The 16,529-nt window shown below is 70.5% G+C and carries 16 protein-coding genes and 1 pseudogene; 8 read left to right on the plus strand and 9 right to left on the minus strand.

Annotated elements, in window-relative coordinates:
* Positions 1-1,425: LCP family protein (locus JYK17_RS35905; protein WP_261996515.1), on the plus strand; the 1,425-nt coding region annotated here is incomplete at its 5' end.
* A gap of 258 nt (positions 1,426-1,683) precedes the next feature.
* Here JYK17_RS35905 and JYK17_RS35910 read toward each other — a convergent pair.
* Positions 1,684-2,241, minus strand: a complete 558-nt coding sequence (locus tag JYK17_RS35910; protein ID WP_234548092.1) for an acyl-CoA thioesterase — start codon at positions 2,239-2,241, stop codon at positions 1,684-1,686.
* Between the two features lie 119 nt (positions 2,242-2,360).
* On the opposite strand from JYK17_RS35910, the gene JYK17_RS35915 reads away from it, so the two are divergent.
* A complete protein-coding gene (locus JYK17_RS35915) occupies positions 2,361-3,650 on the plus strand; it encodes an LCP family protein (RefSeq protein WP_181362370.1) in 1,290 nt (429 codons plus the stop codon).
* A complete protein-coding gene (locus JYK17_RS35920; RefSeq protein ID WP_108008166.1) occupies positions 3,643-4,278 on the plus strand; it encodes an HAD family hydrolase in 636 nt (211 codons plus the stop codon). Before JYK17_RS35915 ends, JYK17_RS35920 begins: the two co-directional genes overlap by 8 nt.
* Positions 4,279-4,555: 277 nt before the next feature.
* On the opposite strand, the gene JYK17_RS35925 is transcribed toward JYK17_RS35920, so the two are convergent.
* On the minus strand, positions 4,556-5,089 hold the full coding sequence (locus tag JYK17_RS35925) for a hypothetical protein (protein ID WP_128802125.1): 534 nt from the start codon (positions 5,087-5,089) through the stop codon (positions 4,556-4,558).
* 136 nt (positions 5,090-5,225) lie between these two features.
* On the opposite strand from JYK17_RS35925, the gene JYK17_RS35930 reads away from it, so the two are divergent.
* Positions 5,226-6,401, plus strand: a complete 1,176-nt coding sequence (locus JYK17_RS35930) for a tyrosine-type recombinase/integrase (protein ID WP_128802126.1) — start codon at positions 5,226-5,228, stop codon at positions 6,399-6,401.
* Positions 6,402-6,603: 202 nt separating this feature from the next.
* Here the strand turns inward: JYK17_RS35930 and JYK17_RS35935 are convergent, their stop codons facing one another.
* Entirely contained in the window at positions 6,604-7,761 is a 1,158-nt protein-coding gene (locus JYK17_RS35935) for an acyl-CoA dehydrogenase family protein (RefSeq protein WP_108008168.1), read from the minus strand.
* Positions 7,762-7,964: 203 nt separating this feature from the next.
* Between JYK17_RS35935 and JYK17_RS35940 the strand changes: the two genes are divergently transcribed.
* On the plus strand, positions 7,965-9,308 hold the full coding sequence (locus JYK17_RS35940; RefSeq protein ID WP_128802127.1) for a UDP-glucose dehydrogenase family protein: 1,344 nt from the start codon (positions 7,965-7,967) through the stop codon (positions 9,306-9,308).
* Positions 9,309-9,432: 124 nt separating this feature from the next.
* On the opposite strand, the gene JYK17_RS35945 is transcribed toward JYK17_RS35940, so the two are convergent.
* Positions 9,433-9,933 carry a CGNR zinc finger domain-containing protein gene (locus tag JYK17_RS35945; protein WP_108008172.1) on the minus strand — a complete coding sequence of 167 codons (501 nt, stop codon included), beginning with the start codon at positions 9,931-9,933 and terminating at the stop codon, positions 9,433-9,435.
* A 103-nt stretch (positions 9,934-10,036) separates the two neighbouring features.
* On the opposite strand from JYK17_RS35945, the gene JYK17_RS35950 reads away from it, so the two are divergent.
* Together JYK17_RS35950 and JYK17_RS35955 are read left to right on the plus strand one after the other, a co-directional pair.
* Complete coding sequence (locus tag JYK17_RS35950) at positions 10,037-10,396, plus strand: VOC family protein (protein WP_108008174.1); 360 nt, start codon at positions 10,037-10,039, stop codon at positions 10,394-10,396.
* Between the two features lie 20 nt (positions 10,397-10,416).
* Positions 10,417-10,803, plus strand: coding sequence for a VOC family protein (locus JYK17_RS35955; RefSeq protein ID WP_128804441.1), 387 nt, complete (start codon positions 10,417-10,419; stop codon positions 10,801-10,803).
* A 12-nt stretch (positions 10,804-10,815) separates the two neighbouring features.
* Here JYK17_RS35955 and JYK17_RS35960 read toward each other — a convergent pair whose 3' ends face one another.
* A complete protein-coding gene (locus JYK17_RS35960; RefSeq protein WP_128802128.1) occupies positions 10,816-11,922 on the minus strand; it encodes a dipeptidase in 1,107 nt (368 codons plus the stop codon).
* A 106-nt stretch (positions 11,923-12,028) separates the two neighbouring features.
* Positions 12,029-12,388 carry a MerR family transcriptional regulator gene (locus JYK17_RS35965; RefSeq protein WP_128802129.1) on the minus strand — a complete coding sequence of 120 codons (360 nt, stop codon included), beginning with the start codon at positions 12,386-12,388 and terminating at the stop codon, positions 12,029-12,031.
* A 134-nt stretch (positions 12,389-12,522) separates the two neighbouring features.
* Here JYK17_RS35965 and JYK17_RS35970 point away from each other — a divergent pair.
* A pseudogene (locus tag JYK17_RS35970) lies at positions 12,523-13,596 on the plus strand (alkene reductase); the annotation flags it as partial.
* Positions 13,597-13,601: 5 nt separating this feature from the next.
* Here JYK17_RS35970 and JYK17_RS35975 read toward each other — a convergent pair.
* From JYK17_RS35975 to JYK17_RS35985, 3 genes are read right to left on the minus strand one after another with little or no spacing between them, the layout of a single operon-like run.
* Entirely contained in the window at positions 13,602-14,786 is a 1,185-nt protein-coding gene (locus JYK17_RS35975) for a dipeptidase (RefSeq protein WP_222812034.1), read from the minus strand.
* Positions 14,787-14,791: 5 nt separating this feature from the next.
* On the minus strand, positions 14,792-15,319 hold the full coding sequence (purE, locus tag JYK17_RS35980) for a 5-(carboxyamino)imidazole ribonucleotide mutase (RefSeq protein ID WP_234548090.1): 528 nt from the start codon (positions 15,317-15,319) through the stop codon (positions 14,792-14,794).
* Positions 15,316-16,455, minus strand: coding sequence for a 5-(carboxyamino)imidazole ribonucleotide synthase (locus tag JYK17_RS35985; protein ID WP_222812035.1), 1,140 nt, complete (start codon positions 16,453-16,455; stop codon positions 15,316-15,318). The genes purE and JYK17_RS35985 overlap by 4 nt, the downstream gene beginning before the upstream one ends.
* Between the last annotated feature and the right edge of the window lie 74 nt (positions 16,456-16,529).

The following is a 16,529-nucleotide window of genomic DNA, read 5'->3' on the forward strand; positions in this document are numbered from 1 at the left end:
GCCGGCCCCCCGCACCCGCGCGGCCCGCGTCCGCCGGTGCGGCGCAAGAAGCCGCGCTGGGCGATGCGCGCGGCCACGACCCTCTCCGTCGTCGTCCTCGCCTCCGCCGGGATCGGGCACGCGGTGGTCAGCAGCCTCGACGCGGGCATCGCACGCGTCGACCCCTTCAAGGACATGAAGAACCGCCCGCAGGCCGGGCACGGCATGAACGTACTGCTGGTCGGCACCGACGGCCGCGACCGGATCAGCCCGCAGGAACGCCGCCGCTACCACCTGGGCGGCGCCCCCTGCCACTGCACCGACACGATCATGATCGTGCACATCTCGGAGGACCGGGAGCGGGCGAGCGTGGTCAGCCTGCCGCGCGACTCGCTCGCCATGACGCCCGCGCAGACCGACGAACGGACCGGCAAGCAGACCCCCGGGCACGCCATCAAGATCAACGCGGCGTACGCGGAGGGCGGCCCGAACCTCACCGTCCGGACCGTCGAGGACATGACCCATGTGAAGATCGACCACTACCTGGAGGTCGACTTCACCAGCTTCATGCGGACCGTGGACGTGCTCGGCGGGGTGCAGATCTGCACCGCCGCGCCGCTGAAGGACTCGTACACCGGACTCGATCTGTCCGCCGGCACGCACACCCTCGACGGCGGCCAGGCACTGCAGTACGTCCGCGCCCGGCACGTCGACGGGGCCTCCGACCTCAGCCGGATGAAGCGCCAGCAGCGCTTCCTGGCGGCGCTCGTGGAGCGGGCCACGTCCTCCGGGATCCTGCTGAACCCGATGAAGTTCCGGGACGTGACGCGCGCCGTGCTGGGCTCGGTGCGCGCCGACAAGGGCTTCGGCACCGACGAGCTGCTAGACCTCGGCCGCGCGATGCGCAACTTCTCCCCCGCCTCCTCCGAGTTCACGACCGTGCCCATCGCGCAGATGGGATACGTCGTCAAGGGCCTCGGCGAGACGCTGAAGTGGGACACCGCCAAGGCCGCCCGGCTCTTCAGGTCACTGCGCGACGACAAGCCCCTGACCGTGCACGAGGCGCGCCCCGCCACCGTGCCGGTCGAGGTGGCCCCGCAGCAGATCCGTGTCCAGGTCGAGAACGGCACGGCCGCCGAGGGGCTCGGCAAGCGCGCGGACGCGGCGCTGGCGGGTGCGGGCTTCCGGACGACCGGGAAGCCCGCCAACTCCGACGACCGCACGGTGAAGCGGACGGTCGTCGCCTACGACCCCGGCTGGGACCGCTCCGCCAAGTCGCTCGCGGCCGCCCTGCCCGGCAGCCAACTGCGCCCGGTCAAGGGACTCGGCCCGCAGCTCAAGGTGATCGTCGGGGCCGACTTCAAGGGAGTGCGCAAGGTACGCGCCGAGAGCGCCGATCTCGCGGCACCCAGGGTGGTGACGGGCGACCAGGTGGCGTGCTCGTAAGGCACGGCCTGCGGTCGGGGCTCAGCCGTCCAGGCCGTCGACCACGCGGGACCTGCCGTCGGCGGACCAGACGGCGCACGACCTGCGGCACCCGGCCAGTGCGGCCGGACGCTCGGTCGTCCAGGCCCTCGGCCGCGCGAGCCCTGCCGCCGGCGGACCAGGTGGCGCACGACCTGCGGGCCGCGGCGCGGCTTGCCGTCCATGGACCAGGCGGCGTGCCAGTGAGGCGCCCGCGGGCGGCGCCTGGCGCCGCCCGGCTCAGTCGTCCAGGCCCTCGGCCGCGCGCTTCTGACGTAGCTCCATGATCGCCCGTCGCCTTGCCAGCCGGTGTGTGCGGCGGATCTGGGCCTCCTGGCAGCGGCGTCGGTCCTTCTCGGTCTCGGGGAGCACCGGCGGCACCGGGCGGGGCTTGCCGTCGGCGTCGACCGCGGCGAAGACCAGGTACGCGGAGCCGACCTGGGTGGGAGGGGTCGACTCGTTCCAGCGCTCGGCGAGGACCCGTACTCCGACCTCCATGGAGGTCCGGCCCGTCCAGTTGACCTGGGCCTTCACATGCACGAGGTCCCCGACGCGGACCGGCTCCAGGAACGCCATCTCGTCCATGGAAGCGGTGACGGCGGGCCCGCCGCTGTGCCGGCCGGCCACCGCGCCCGCCGCGTCGTCCACCAGCTTCATGATCACCCCGCCGTGCACCGTGCCCAGAAGATTCGTGTCGTTGTGGGTCATGATGTGACTCAGCGTGGTCCGGGAGGCCGAGGTGGGCTTGCCCGGGATCTGCGGAGTGTCCGCGTCCACGGCGGGGGCCTGGTGTGTCATGGCCTCCACCTTATGCCGCCGTGACATCTGCGGACTTTGTGTTGGGTTCGCAACAGCCGTGACCTGATTTTCCGACGACCCTTGTAAACGACACCTCCGCTGCCTGCACACTGGGGCCCATGAACGATTGGCCCGAGGCATGGTCCGACGACAACCGCAACCGGTACGGACGCGGCAGCGCGAGCGCGCACCCCGAGGGTGCCCGCGCGATGCGGCAGGTCCGCCGGCCCGCCTCGGGTGCCTATGGAGGCCCGGGCCGGTCCGCCCCGCCGTACGGCGGGGTCCCCCAGCAGCCCACCTACGTCGACGGCCAGGGACACGGCGGCTACGACGACGGCCAGGGCGACGGCTACGACAGCGGCTACAACACCGGCCACGTCTACGGTGGCGGCGGCCCGGGCGGCCCCGGCGGCCAGGACATGCGGCCGCGGCCGAACTGGCGGCGCCGTATCAAGTGGACCGCGATCACCCTGGTGACGGTGCTGGTCGTCACGTCGGTCGCCACGTACTTCTGGGCCGACTCCAAGCTGCACCGCGACGTAGACCTGTCCAAGGTCATCGACCGGCCGGCGACCGGCGACGGCACGAACTACCTGATCGTCGGCTCCGACAGCCGTGAGGGACTGTCCGCCGCGGACAAGAAGAAGCTGCACACCGGCTCCGCCGAGGGCAAGCGCACGGACTCGATGATGATCCTGCACGTCGGCGACAACGGCGACACCCTGATCTCGCTGCCGCGCGACTCGAATGTGACGATCCCCTCCTACAAGGGCTCGACCTCCGGCAAGACCTACCCCGCCACCGGCCGCCAGACGAAGCTGAACGCCGCGTACGCCGAGGACGGCCCGACCCTCCTGGTCCGCACGATCGAGGCCAACATGGGCCTGCACATCGACCACTACGTCGAGATCGGCTTCGCCGGCTTCGCGAACATCGTGGACGCGGTCGGCGGCGTGACGATCGACATCGACAAGGGCTTCAAGGACAGCTACTCGGGCGCCGACTTCAAGGCGGGCAAGCAGAAGCTCAACGGCGACCAGGCCCTGGCCTTCGTCCGCACCCGGCACGCCTTCGCCGCCTCCGACCTGCAGCGCACCAAGAACCAGCAGAAGTTCCTGTCCGCGCTGGCCCACCAGGTGGCGACCCCGTCGACGGTCCTGAACCCCTTCAAGCTGTACCCGACGATGAGCGCCGGCCTGGACTCCCTGACCGTCGACAAGGACATGAGCCTGTGGGACCTGGCCTCGATGTTCTGGGCGATGAAGGGCGTCAGCGGCGGCGACGGCGTCTCGATGAACATGCCGATCTCCGGCTCCACCGGCGGCAACCTCGTCTGGGACAAGGGGAAGGTCAAGACGCTGGTGAACGAACTGAACAACGACCAGAAGGTCACGGTCTCGAGTGAGTGACGGCAGCAACGGCCGCAGACCGCCCTTCGGGGCGGTTCTGTGCGATGTGGACAATGTGATCCGGCTCTACGACCCCTCCCGCCTCCAGGCGCTGGAGCGCGTCGCGGGGATCGCCGAGGGCACCACGCAGAAGGTAGCGTTCGCGCAGGAGACGGTCGAGCCGCTGCTGCTCGGCGAGATCACCTCGCAGGAGTGGGCGGAGACGATCGCGGAGGGCCTCGCGGGGCTCGTGGCGGAACAGCAGGTGGCGTACGACCTGGCTCTCGCCCTGATCGAGTCGCCCTTCCACGCGGACGAGGAGGTCGTCGCCCTGCTGCGCCGGGCCCGGGTCCGGGTGCCGCTGGTCCTCGTCTCCAACGCGGCCCTGGAGCTGGAGTCCGACCTCGACTCCATGGGCCTGGCCGACCTCGCCGACCACGTCGTCAACAGCGCCCGCGTGGGCCTCGCCAAACCGGACCCGCGCATCTACCGGCTGGCGGCGGACCTCGCGGGCACACCGCCCGAGCGCTGTCTGTTCGTCGACGACGGCGAGGAGAACGTCGAGGCCGCGACCGCCCTCGGCATGCAGGCCGTCCACTTCCGCGAACCGGCGGACCTGGAACGGGCGTTGGCACCGCTGTTCATGTGAGAAATGCCCCCGGAATCGCTCCGGGGGCATTTCATTTCCGTGACCGAGCCGGCCGGCGACGGGACTGCGGCTTAACTTGAGCCTGAACTGGCCTGCCCTGTTTCCTTGGTTGGTTAGAGCAGTGCGCGGAAGGGGTTGAGTCTGCGAGTGGCTCCGAGTACTTCGGTCCAGGCGCGGGCTCGGGGGCCTGCTTCGTTCCGGGCGGTAGGCGCGGGGCCGGACAACGGACGCGCGGTTCTGCTCACGCTCCGCGCTGGCCACTGCTGCTCTGCCCCCCTCAATTAACGAAAGTCGCAAGGACCTCCGTGGCCTTCTCGGTAAGTTCACCGCCGGCCTTGCCCGCAACTGTTGTCAGGTAGCCCTCTCTTCGCGCGCGCTTGAGATGGTCCTTAACGGTCTCGGGACGGCGGCCGACAAGTCGGGCCAACCACGGAACAGGGGCCTGAGCGCCCAGATCGGCCATGGTCTTGTAAGTCGAGGCGAGCATGGCCAAGTACGGCTCTGACACACCTTCGTTGGTGAGCAGCAGGCCCGCCGCCGATCCCGCTTCCTCGACCTTCGCCGTCACCTCCTCCATGCCTTGCTGGAGCTCAGGCGCCTTCCCTGCCAGCTTCATGGCGGCCGCAAGGTCGAGCCTCCGCAGAACAGTTGTGGAGATCCCACGCGCCACGTCACGCGTGGCGGAGCCCTCCGCTGCCTCGACAGTGATCCGCTGCGGCCCTCCGGTGATCGGTCCCGTCGGCCACCACATGCGGATCACCCAAGCCCCTTGCTCCTGGGTGATCTCGAACCCGCTCTCGTTCGCTACCACGCTGTCGAACGTACCACACAGGGTGAACCACCCCGTGTTGACATCCCAGGGTGGACCATGCGCAGACTGGACCACGCCGAGCAACTGGCGCGACGCCGGGCCGTCCGTGCGTCATCGACAAAGGGGGGCCGCCTCAGTGGCAAGGGCACGGGTCGCGCGATCCAAGGACGACCCGAAGAAATGGACGATGTGCTGGTACGACCCGGACGGCGAGCAGCGACAGAGGACCTTCGGCACCAAGACGCGCGCCGACGACCACCGCAAGCGCGAGGAACAGGAACTTGACGCCGGGACCTGCCTGGACGACCGATTGGGCAAGCAGCCCGTGACGGCTGTCTGGGAGCAGTGGACGAATCAAAGGAAGCTGGAGAACAGCACCAAGAAGCAGTACCGGTCCATCCAGAGGACGACCCTTGAGCCGTTCTTCGAGGCTTGTTCCATCGCTTCCCTGAAGGTCGCTGATGTAGAGCAGTGGCTCTTGTGGATGGAGCAGGAGCGGAAGCTGTCCGCCCGCACACGCCGTCAGCGGTTCTCGTTTTTCTCCGGGATGATGGACTGGGCTGTCGTCAACGAGATCGTCGGCCGGAATCCGTGCAAGGGGGTCAATGGCGCGGGCAGCCGCGCCAAGGAGATCCGGGAGCAGAAAAGCACTGCAAGGCGGCTCACGACGCGGGAAGTTCTGGCGATGCTGAGTGCCGCTCCTCCGCGATACCGCGCGATGCTGTGGCTCATGGCCGGGTGCGGCCTGCGGCTGGGTGAGGCCATGGCGGTGTCCCGCGATCAGATCGACTTCAAGGCCGAGACACTTCGCGTCGACTTCCAGATTGCGGAGGACGGCGACACGGAGTCGGGCAAGAACAGTGCGATCCAGCGTCGGCACATCAAGGCTCGGGACGAAGGCGAGCCAGGGCGTACCGTCCCCCTCCCGCCGAACGTCGCCTTCGAGCTACGGCGGCACATCAAGAACCACGGCGTATGGGGGCCGGAGCGGCTTCTCTTCCCCAACGTGACGCGGGCCGGCTACCTCTACGCGTCGTACTTCTACCCGAAGATCTGGATGGAGGCTCTGGCCAAGGGACAGGTGAAGTACTGCACGGCGCACTCACTCCGGCACTACTACGGGTCGCGGTTGCTGTACGCCGGAGTCCCCGAGAACGACGTGGCCGACTGGATGGGCCACAGCAGTACGGACGTACTGAGGGAGCACTACCACTACATCTTCGAAGGAGCCGAGCAGCGCGGCCGGGCCGCCATCGCAACGATGTTGACGCCCGGTGCCGACGACCCCACGGAGGCGTCAGAGGTCGCCTGATCCGCGTACGACAACAGCCCCCGGCGCTATGCCAAGGGCTGTGTCGTTTGTACAGGTCAGTGGCTGTTTTTAACCCGGACATCTACCCATGATTCCCCCAGCGTGACGCCCAGGAACGGCCCCTGATCGGGCTGCAACGGGGCAGGAAGCCGAGGGTCTCCCTCCGGACCTTCGAAACAGCTTTTGACCTGCGAAAGCCCTTCTAGGGAAGGTTCCTTGCCATCACGATCCGCTGTACTTGATTCGTGCCCTCGTAGATTTGCGTAATTTTGGCGTCGCGCATCATGCGCTCCACCGGGTAGTCGCGGGTGTAGCCGTAGCCGCCGAGCAGCTGCACGGCGTCCGTGGTGACCTCCATCGCGACGTCCGAGGCGAAGCACTTGGCGGCCGCGCCCTGGAAGGTGAGGTCCTTGTCGCCGCGCTCGGAGGCGGCCGCGGCCTGGTAGGTCAGGGCGCGGGCGGCCGAGACCTTCATGGCCATGTCGGCGAGCATGAACTGGATGCCCTGGAAGTCGGCGATCGGCTTGCCGAACTGCTTGCGCTCCTGGACGTAGCCCTTGGCGTAGTCGAGGGCGCCCTGGGCGACGCCGAGGGCCTGCGCGGCGATGGTGATGCGGGTGTGGTCCAGCGTCTTCATCGCGGTGGCGAAGCCCGTGCCCTCCTCGCCGATCATGCGGTCGGCCGGGATGCGGACGTTGTCGAGGTAGACCTCGCGGGTCGGGGAGCCCTTGATGCCGAGCTTCTTCTCCGGGGCGCCGAAGGAGACGCCCTCGTCGGACTTCTCCACGACGAAGGCGGAGATGCCCTTGGAGCGCTTGGTGGGGTCGGTCACGGCCATGACCGTGTAGTACTCGCTGACGCCGGCGTTGGTGATCCAGCGCTTGACGCCGTTGAGGACCCAGGAGTCGCCGTCGCGGACCGCGCGCGTCTTCATGCCGGCCGCGTCCGAGCCGGCGTCCGGCTCGGAGAGGCAGTAGGAGAACATGCCCTCGCCCTTGGCGAGCGGGGTCATGTACTTCTTCTTCAGCTCCTCGGAGCCGGAGAGGATGACCGGCAGCGAGCCCAGCTTGTTCACGGCCGGGATCAGGGAGGAGGAGACGCACACGCGCGCCACCTCCTCGATCACGATCACGGTGGCCAGCGCGTCCGCGCCCGCCCCGCCGAACGCCTCGGGGACGTGCACGGCGTGCAGGTCGTTGGCCACGAGGGCGTCGAGCGCCTCCTGCGGGAAGCGGGCCTCCTCGTCCACCGCGGCGGCGTAGGGGGCGATCTTCGCCTCGGCCAGTGAACGGATCGCGTCGCGGAGCATGTCGTGCTCCTCGGACGGGCGGTACAGGTCGAAGTCAGCCGATCCGGCCAAGGTCTCTCACGCTCCAAGGACGCTTGATGACGAACGGTGGTGGTGGCGCTAATTACCGTTAAGTAACTCAAATTTTAGGGGGAGGCTCACGGGAGTGATACGTGAGCTTGGCGACAGCGGGAAATGTGCCCACCGCAGGGCCGCGGCACGCCCCGGATATGCTCGGGCACCGCAGCGAACGCCGTACCCCCAATGGAGCATCCATGAGCCTCAAGATCACCGTGATCGGCACCGGCTATCTCGGCGCCACGCACGCCGCGGCCATGGCCGAGCTGGGCTTCGAGGTGCTCGCCCTGGACATCGTGCGGGAGAAGATCGAGAAGCTTCAGCGGGCCGAGGCTCCGATGTTCGAGCCGGGCCTGGAGGACCTGCTGCGCAAGCACGTGGCCGGCTTCGAGGGCTCCAGCGGGCGGCTGCGCTTCACGCAGGACTGGGCGGAGGTCGGCGCGTTCGGCGATGTGCACTTCGTGTGCGTGAACACCCCGCAGAAGCACGGCGAGTACGCCTGCGACATGTCCTACGTCGACGCCGCGATCGCCTCGCTCGCCCCGCACCTGAGCGGCCCCGCGCTGGTCGTCGGCAAGTCGACCGTGCCGGTGGGCTCCGCGGACCGGCTGGCCGCCTATCTCGCCGAGCACGCGCCGGCCGGGCAGGACGCCGAGCTGGCCTGGAACCCGGAGTTCCTGCGCGAGGGCTTCGCCGTGGACGACACCCTGCACCCGGACCGGATCGTGGTCGGGGTGCGCAGCGAGCGGGCGGAGAAGCTGCTGCGCGAGGTGTACGCGACGCCTGTGTCCGAGGGGACGCCGTTCGTCGTCACGGACTTCCCGACGGCCGAGCTGGTGAAGACCTCCGCGAACTCCTTCCTCGCCACCAAGATCTCCTTCATCAACGCGATGGCCGAGATGTGCGAGGCCTCCGGGGGTGACGTCGCCAAGCTCGCCGAGGCGATCGGGTACGACGACCGGATCGGCAGGAAGTTCCTGCGGGCCGGTATCGGCTTCGGCGGCGGCTGTCTGCCCAAGGACATCCGGGCGTTCATGGCGCGCGCCGGTGAGCTGGGTGCCGACCAGGCGCTGACCTTCCTGCGCGAGATCGACTCGATCAACATGCGCCAGCGCGGCCAGATGGTGGAGCTGGCCCGGGAGGCGCTCGGTGGGGGTTCGTTCCTGGGCAAGCGGGTCGCGGTGCTCGGCGCCACCTTCAAGCCGGACTCGGACGACGTACGCGACTCGCCGGCGCTGAACGTGGCTGGGCAGATCCACCTGCAGGGCGGTCAGGTGACCGTGTACGACCCCAAGGGCATGGAGAACGCCCGGCGGGTCTTCCCGACGCTCGGTTACGCGCAGAGCGCGACCGAGGCGGTGCGCGGCGCCGATGTGGTGCTGCATCTGACGGAGTGGCGGGAGTTCCGGGAGCTGGATCCGGCGGAGCTGGGCGCGGTCGCGACGACCCGGCTGATCCTGGACGGGCGCAACGCCCTGGACCCGGAGCTGTGGCGCAAGGCCGGGTGGACGTACCGGGCGATGGGCCGTCCTACGGCCTGAACCTCCTGGCCGTCCGACGGCCTGATCCCCTCGCGCGGGACGACGCCGGTTCGGCCGAGGCTCAGTCGGCCGAACCGGCGTCTCGTTGCATTCTGCACCACCGGCCTGTGCGGCCGCGGGGGAACTACTTCGCGCGGTAGCGGCGCATCTTCTCGCGCGCCCCGCACACCTGCATCGAGCACCAGCGGCCGCGGCCTGCCGGACTGCGGTCGTAGTACGCCCAGTGGCAGGTGGCGGCCTCGCAGGCCTTCAGCCGGGCCCAGGTGCCCTCGACCAGTGCGCCGGCGACGGCGGCCGCGACGCGGGAGAGCAGGGGGCCGTGGTCCGCGGGGGCGAGGGCGGCGGCGCCGTCCCGCTCGTCGACCGTGACGACCAGCGGTGCCCGCGCCAGCAGCTGCCCGAGGGGGGTCACCGCGCGGTGCGGCGGGTGCCCGGCGTGGGCGAGCAGGGCCGCGCGCAGCGACTCGCGCAGTTCGCGGGCCTGCTCCAGCTCGTCCTGAGCGAGGCCGAAGGGGGCCCGGCCCTCCGCCGTGTCCAGCGCGTCGGCGCCCGACTCCAGGTCCAGCGTGTTCACCAGGGACTCGACCAGGGTCAGGCCGCCGGGTGCGGCGGATCTCTCACTCATGCTTGCGACGTTACCTCCAATGCGCCAGTATGCAGTAACCGTTACCGGTTGCCGACGCCTATGGGTAACCGGCCTGTGGGTGACCGCACTCAAGGAGGAAGTCATGGCTCTCGCCAAGCTGGGCCCCGTCGTCCTGGACTGTCCCGACCCGGGCGCACTGGCCGGGTTCTACGCAGGGGTGCTGGGCGGCACCGTCGAGACGGAGGACGGGTGGGCGGACCTCACCACCCCCGACGGCCGCGCGCTGGCCTTCCAGGCCGCCCCCGGCCATGTGGCCCCCGAGTGGCCCGCCCCTGACCGCTCGCAGCAGTTCCACCTGGACCTGACCGTCGACGACCTGGACGCGGCCGAGGCGGCCGTCCTCGCCCTCGGCGCGAAACCCCTGGACACCGACGACCGCTCCCGCACCTTCCGCGTGTACGCCGACCCGGCTGGGCACCCGTTCTGCCTGTGCGCCTGCTGACCCCGACCGAGGAGGACACCATGGCCGTCGCCCGCTTCCGCTCCGTCGTGATCGACTGCCCCGATCCGCACGCGCTCGCCGAGTTCTACGCCGCGGTCGGCGGCGGCACCCCTGAGGCGGCGGACGACGACTGGGTCGTGCTCCACGTCCCGGACGGGCCGCGGCTGGCCTTCCAGCGGGCGGAGGGCTACACCCCGCCCGAGTGGCCACGCCCGGACCGCTCGCAGCAGTTCCACGTCGACTTCGACGCCGGGTCGACCTGGCAGGAGATCGACGCGGCGCACGAAAGGGTGCTGGCACTGGGCGCCCACCCGCTGGACCTGGAGGACCGCGAGAAGAAGGACTTCCAGGTCTACGCCGACCCGGCGGGCCACCCGTTCTGCCTGTGCCGGATCGCGGAACCGTAGGCCGGGGCCGCCTCAGCCGTCCAGGTCGGCGATCCGTGCCGTTGAGGGCTGGCGGCGTTGTTGGGCCGCGCGGGCGGTGAAGTCGGCGCCGCGCAGGACGCGTTGGACGTTGCCCCAGGTGAGCAGGGCGATCTGGGACTCGGTCCAGCCGCGGTGCAGCAGTTCGGCGATGAGGTGCGGGTAGCGGGAGGCGTCGGCGAGGTCCTGGGGGTGGGCGGTGCCGGCGTCGAAGGTGCCGGACAGGCCGACGCACTCCGGGCCCGCGACCTCGCGCACATGGTCGAGATGGTCGGCGACGGCCCGCACGGACGGCCCCGTCTGCTCCGGGGTGAGCGGCACCATGCACAGGCCCTTGGCGGCGCCGAGACCGGCGAGCAGGTCGTCGGGGAGGTTGGCCGGGTGGGGGCGCAGGGCGCGGGCGGCGGAGCGGGTGAAGAGCACCGGCGCCCGGGAGACCGCGAGGACGCGGGCGACGGTGTCCGTGGAGGCGCCGGAGAGGTCGGCGAGGACTCCGAGCCGGTTCATCTCGCGCACCACCTCCTCGCCGAACCGGGTGAGCCCGGTCTGCCCCGCCCAGGACACCCCGGTCAGCGTCAGGACGCGCAGGCCGAGCGAGTGCAGGGCGCGCAGGACGCCGAGGGAGTCGTCGAGGGCGGCGGCCTGCGCGGGGCCGAGCAGCACGGCGATACGGCCGCAGTGCCGGGCGTCGGTGGCCTGCCCCGCGGTGCACACCAGCCGCAGGCCGTCCGGGTGGGCCCCGACGACGCTCTTGACCAGGTCGAGCTGCTCCAGGGTCGCGCCGACGGCCCGGTCCCGCACGATGCCCTCCGGCAGGTGCAGCGACCAGAACAGCGCGCCGACATGGCCCGCGCGCAGTCGCGGCACGTCCGTGTCGACCGAGCTCTCGCCCAGCTCCAGGTCGTACCAGTGCAGATGCCTGAGGGCCCAGGGCAGTCCGCTGTAGCCGTCGGCGACGGGGTGGGCCGCGAGGACGGCGCGGGCGCGCTCCAGCTGGGTGCCGTCCGGGTCGCCGACCGGCGCGCGCGGCTCGTCCTCGAAGAGGTCCGGCACCGCGTCGAGTCCGCCGGTGGTGTGCAGTTCGTCCTGGAGGTCTGCCATGGGCGCTCCGTACCTCGTGTTCTTCCCCAGGGGGGTACGGCTCACCGTCGCACGGCGGCGCGGGCGCTTCCTGGTGGGTGCGGCGTTCGGGGGTACGCCGCCCCACTCAGGCCTCCCGGGCCGCCTCGATGACCTCGTCCAGGGTGTCCCGGGAGCGGATCAGATCGGCGATCATGCGATCGATACGGTCGCGTTCGGCGGTGAGGTCTGCGACCAGCCGCGGGGTGGCGATCGCCGAGGGGCCGCCGTCCCCGTCGCGCATACAGGGCAGCAGCTGCCGGATCTTCTCGCTGTGCAGCCCGGCCGCGTACAGCTCCTGGATCCGGATGACCCGGTCCACCGCCCGCTCGGGGTAGTCCCGGTGTCCGCCCGGCGTACGGTCGCTGCTCAGCAGCCCCTGGGTCTCGTAGTAGCGCAGGGACCGCTCGCTCACACCGGTTCTCCGGGCCAGTTCACCGATCCGCATCCAAACCTCCGACCGGTCCGCGGCTTTCGGGCTTTCGGGCTTTCGGGCTTTGGGGCTTTCGGGCTTTGGGGCTTTCGGGCTTTCGGGCTTTCGGGCTTGAATCTGACACCAGTGTCAGGTTCTAGCGTACGGCCATGACACGGACAACCGACTTCCTGGCACCGGCCCGGCTCGGCCGGCTCGAACTCCCCCACCACCTCGTGATGGCGCCGCTGACCCGCAACCGTGCCGAGGCTGACGGCACCCCCACCGACCTGATGGTCACCTATTACGCGCAGCGCGCCTCGGCCGGCCTGATCATCGGCGAGGCCTCGACGCCGAACGCGGTCGGGCAGACGTACCCGAACGTCACCGCGATCCACAGCGACCGGCACACGGCAGGCTGGCGGCGGGTGACCGAGGCCGTGCGGGCCGGTGGCGGGCGGATGTTCCTTCAGTTGCAGCACGGTGGCCGGGTCAGTCATCCGGCGACCACCGGGCTGACACCGGTCGCGCCCTCCCCCGTACCGCTGCCGGAGACGATCCACACTCCCGAAGGCCGCCAACCAGCAGTCGTACCGAGGGAGTTGACCACGGACGACATCCGGGCCACCGCCGCCGACTTCGCCGCGGCCGCCCGCCGGGCCGTCGACGCGGGCTTCGAAGGGGTCGAGGTGCACTCGGCCAACGGGCATCTGCTGCACCAGTTCCTCGCCGGGAACACCAACCGCAGGACGGACGGCTACGGCGGCTCCCCCGGGCGACGGGTGCGGTTCACCGCGGAGGTGACCGAGGCGGTGGCCGACGCGATCGGGGCTGGGCGCGTCGGGGTGCGGATCTCCCCGGGCACCACGGTCAACGGCATCGAGGAGGACGACACCGCCGTCCTCTACGCGGCGCTGGTGGACCGGCTGAAGGGCCTCGGGCTCGCCTATCTGCACATCGTGCACGCCGACCCCGGCACGGAGGTGTACCGGCGCATCCGCGCGGACTGGCCCGGCGTGCTCATCGGCAATCCGGTACTGCCCGCGCTCACCACCGAGGCCGTCGGTCGCGCCGCCCACGACATGCTGGCCGCCGGTGCCGACCTCGTCGCGCTCGGCCGGCCGTTCCTCGCCAACCCGGACCTGGTGAACCGGCTGTGCCTCGGCGCCCCGCTCAACCCGGTCCGGGACCGGTACCTGATGTACGTGGGCGGGGCCGACGGCTACACCGACTACCCCGCCCTCGGCGATCAGCCCTCGCGGCCGTCCAGCGACTCGATCGTGGCGTTGGACACCGGCCGGGTCGCTCGCAGCTCGCGCGCCACGTCCTCCGCCGCGCCCAGCACCCGTACCGAGTTCTGCCAGGTCACCTTGGCCAGGTCGGTCTTCGACCAGCCGCGGTCCAGCAGCTCGGCGATGAGGTTCGGGTAGCCGGAGACGTCGCCGAGGCCGTCCGGGGTGAAGGCCGTGCCGTCGTAGTCGCCGCCGATGCCGAGGTGATCGACGCCGGCGACCTCGCGCATGTGGTCGAGGTGGTCGGCGACCGTGGAGACGGTGGCGACCGGGCGCGGGGTGCGCTCCTCGAAGGCGCGGTGGAGCTTCATCGCCTCCGGGCTGGTGTCCAGGTGGTGGAAGCCGTGGGCGCGCAGGTTCTCGTCGGCCGCGAGCGTCCAGTCCACGGCGGCCTGCAGCACGAACTTCGGCACGAACGTCACCATCGCCACGCCGCCGTTGCCGGGGAGGCGTTCGAGGACGTCGTCCGGGATGTTGCGCGGGTGGTCGCACACGGCGCGCGCCGAGGAGTGGGAGAAGATCACCGGCGCGGACGTGGTGTCCAGCGCGTCGCGCATCGTCGTCGCCGCGACGTGCGAGAGGTCGACGAGCATGCCGAGGCGGTTCATCTCCCGCACGACCTCGCGACCGAAGGCGGACAGGCCGCCGACGTTCGGCTCGTCGGTCGCCGAGTCCGCCCAGGGGTTGTTGTCGTTGTGGGTGAGCGTCATGTAGCGCACGCCCAGCTCGTACAGCCCGCGCAGCGTGCCGAGCGAGCAGTTGATGGAGTGGCCGCCCTCGGCGCCCATGAGCGAGGCGATACGGCCGTCCCGCCGGGCCTGCTCCATGTCGGCGGCGGTCAGTGCGGGCGCCAGGTCCGCCGGGTGGCGGGCCAGCAACTGCCGTACGCAGTCGATCTGTTCGAGGGTCGCGGGCACCGCGTCCGGCAGGTCCGAGCGGACGTAGACCGACCAGTACTGCGCGCCGACCCCGCCCTCGCGCAGCCGCGGGATGTCGGTGTGCAGATGGGCGTTCTGGTGCCGGGAGATGTCCCGGGCGTCGAGGTCGTAGCCGATCTTGCGCAGTGCCCAGGGCAGGTCGTTGTGCCCGTCGACGACGGGGAACTCGCGCAGCAGCGAGCGGGCCTCCTCCAGCGAGGTCATCCGCGTCACTTCCCCGAGCCGAATCCGAAGCCGCCCGAGCCGTCGACCTTGGCGCGCAGGCGCTTGCCCTTCTCGGTGGCCTGGTCGTTCAGCTCCTGCTGGAACTCGCGCATGCGGGCGAGCAGGTCCTCGTCGTGGGCGGCGAGGATGCGGGCCGCGAGCAGTCCGGCGTTGCGGGCGCCGGCGACGGAGACGGTCGCGACGGGGACGCCGGCCGGCATCTGCACGATGGACAGGAGGGAGTCCATGCCGTCCAGGTACTTCAGCGGCACGGGCACGCCGATCACCGGCAGCGGGGTCACGGAGGCCAGCATCCCCGGGAGGTGGGCCGCACCTCCGGCACCCGCGATGATCACCTTCAGCCCGCGCTCGGCGGCCTGCTCGCCGTAGGAGATCATCTCGCGCGGCATGCGGTGCGCGGAGACGACGTCGACCTCGTATGCGATCTCGAACTCGTCGAGGGCCTGGGCGGCGGCCTCCATGACGGGCCAGTCGGAGTCCGACCCCATGACGATGCCTACAACAGGGCTCATTCTGTGATGGTGCCTCTCAGGTAGCCGGCTGCGTGACGGGCGCGCTCCAGCACGTCGTCCAGGTCCTCGCCGTAGGTGTTGACGTGGCCCACCTTGCGGCCCGGCTTCACGTCCTTGCCGTACATGTGGATCTTCAGCTGGGGGTCGCGCGCCATGCAGTGCAGATACGCGGAGTACATGTCCGGGTAGTCGCCGCCGAGGACGTTGACCATGACCGTCCACTTGGCGCGCGGGCGCGGGTCGCCGAGGGGCAGGTCGAGGACCGCCCGGACGTGGTTGGCGAACTGGCTCGTGATCGCGCCGTCCTGGCTCCAGTGGCCGGAGTTGTGCGGGCGCATCGCCAGCTCGTTGACGAGTATGCGGCCGTCGCGGGTCTCGAACAGCTCGACGGCGAGATGGCCGACGACACCCAGCTCCTTGGCGATGGTCAGGGCCATCTCCTCGGCCCTGAGCGCCAGGGACTCCTCCAGGTCCGGGGCCGGTGCGATCACGGTGTCGCAGACGCCGTTGACCTGCCGGGACTCGACCACCGGGTAGGCGACGGCCTGACCGTGCGGGGAGCGGACCACGTTGGCGGCGAGCTCGCGGACGTAGTCGACCTTCTCCTCGGCGAGGACGGGCACGCCCGCCCGGAACGGGTCGGCGGCCTCCTCGGCGGAGTCGACGACCCACACGCCCTTGCCGTCGTAGCCGCCGCGGACGGTCTTGAGCACGACCGGGAAGCCGTCGCCCTCGGCCGCGAAAGCGGCGACGTCGGCCGGGTCGCTCACGATGCGGTGCCGGGGGCACGGGACGCCGAGCGCGTCGAGGCGCGCGCGCATCACGCCCTTGTCCTGGGCGTGCACCAGCGCGTCAGGGCCGGGGCGCACGGGGATGCCGTCCGCCTCCAGAGCCCGTAGATGCTCGGTGGGTACGTGTTCGTGATCGAAGGTGATCACATCGCAGCCCCTCGCGAACGCGCGCAGCGTGTCGAGATCGCGGTAGTCGCCGACGACGACATCGCCGACGACCTGCGCCGCGGAATCCTGGGGGGTGTCACTGAGGAGCTTGAACCTGATGCCGAGCGGGATGCCTGACTCGTGTGTCATACGAGCGAGCTGGCCCCCGCCGACCATGCCGACTACCGGGAACGTCACACACCCAGGGTATCGGCCGCGCCGGTGCCACTCGTTTCCGGCCGTTTCCCGGGACTCTTACCCGGCTCTTCCCG

The organism is Streptomyces plumbidurans (assembly GCF_019857225.1).
Taxonomy (GTDB): Bacteria; Actinomycetota; Actinomycetes; order Streptomycetales; family Streptomycetaceae; genus Streptomyces; species Streptomyces plumbidurans.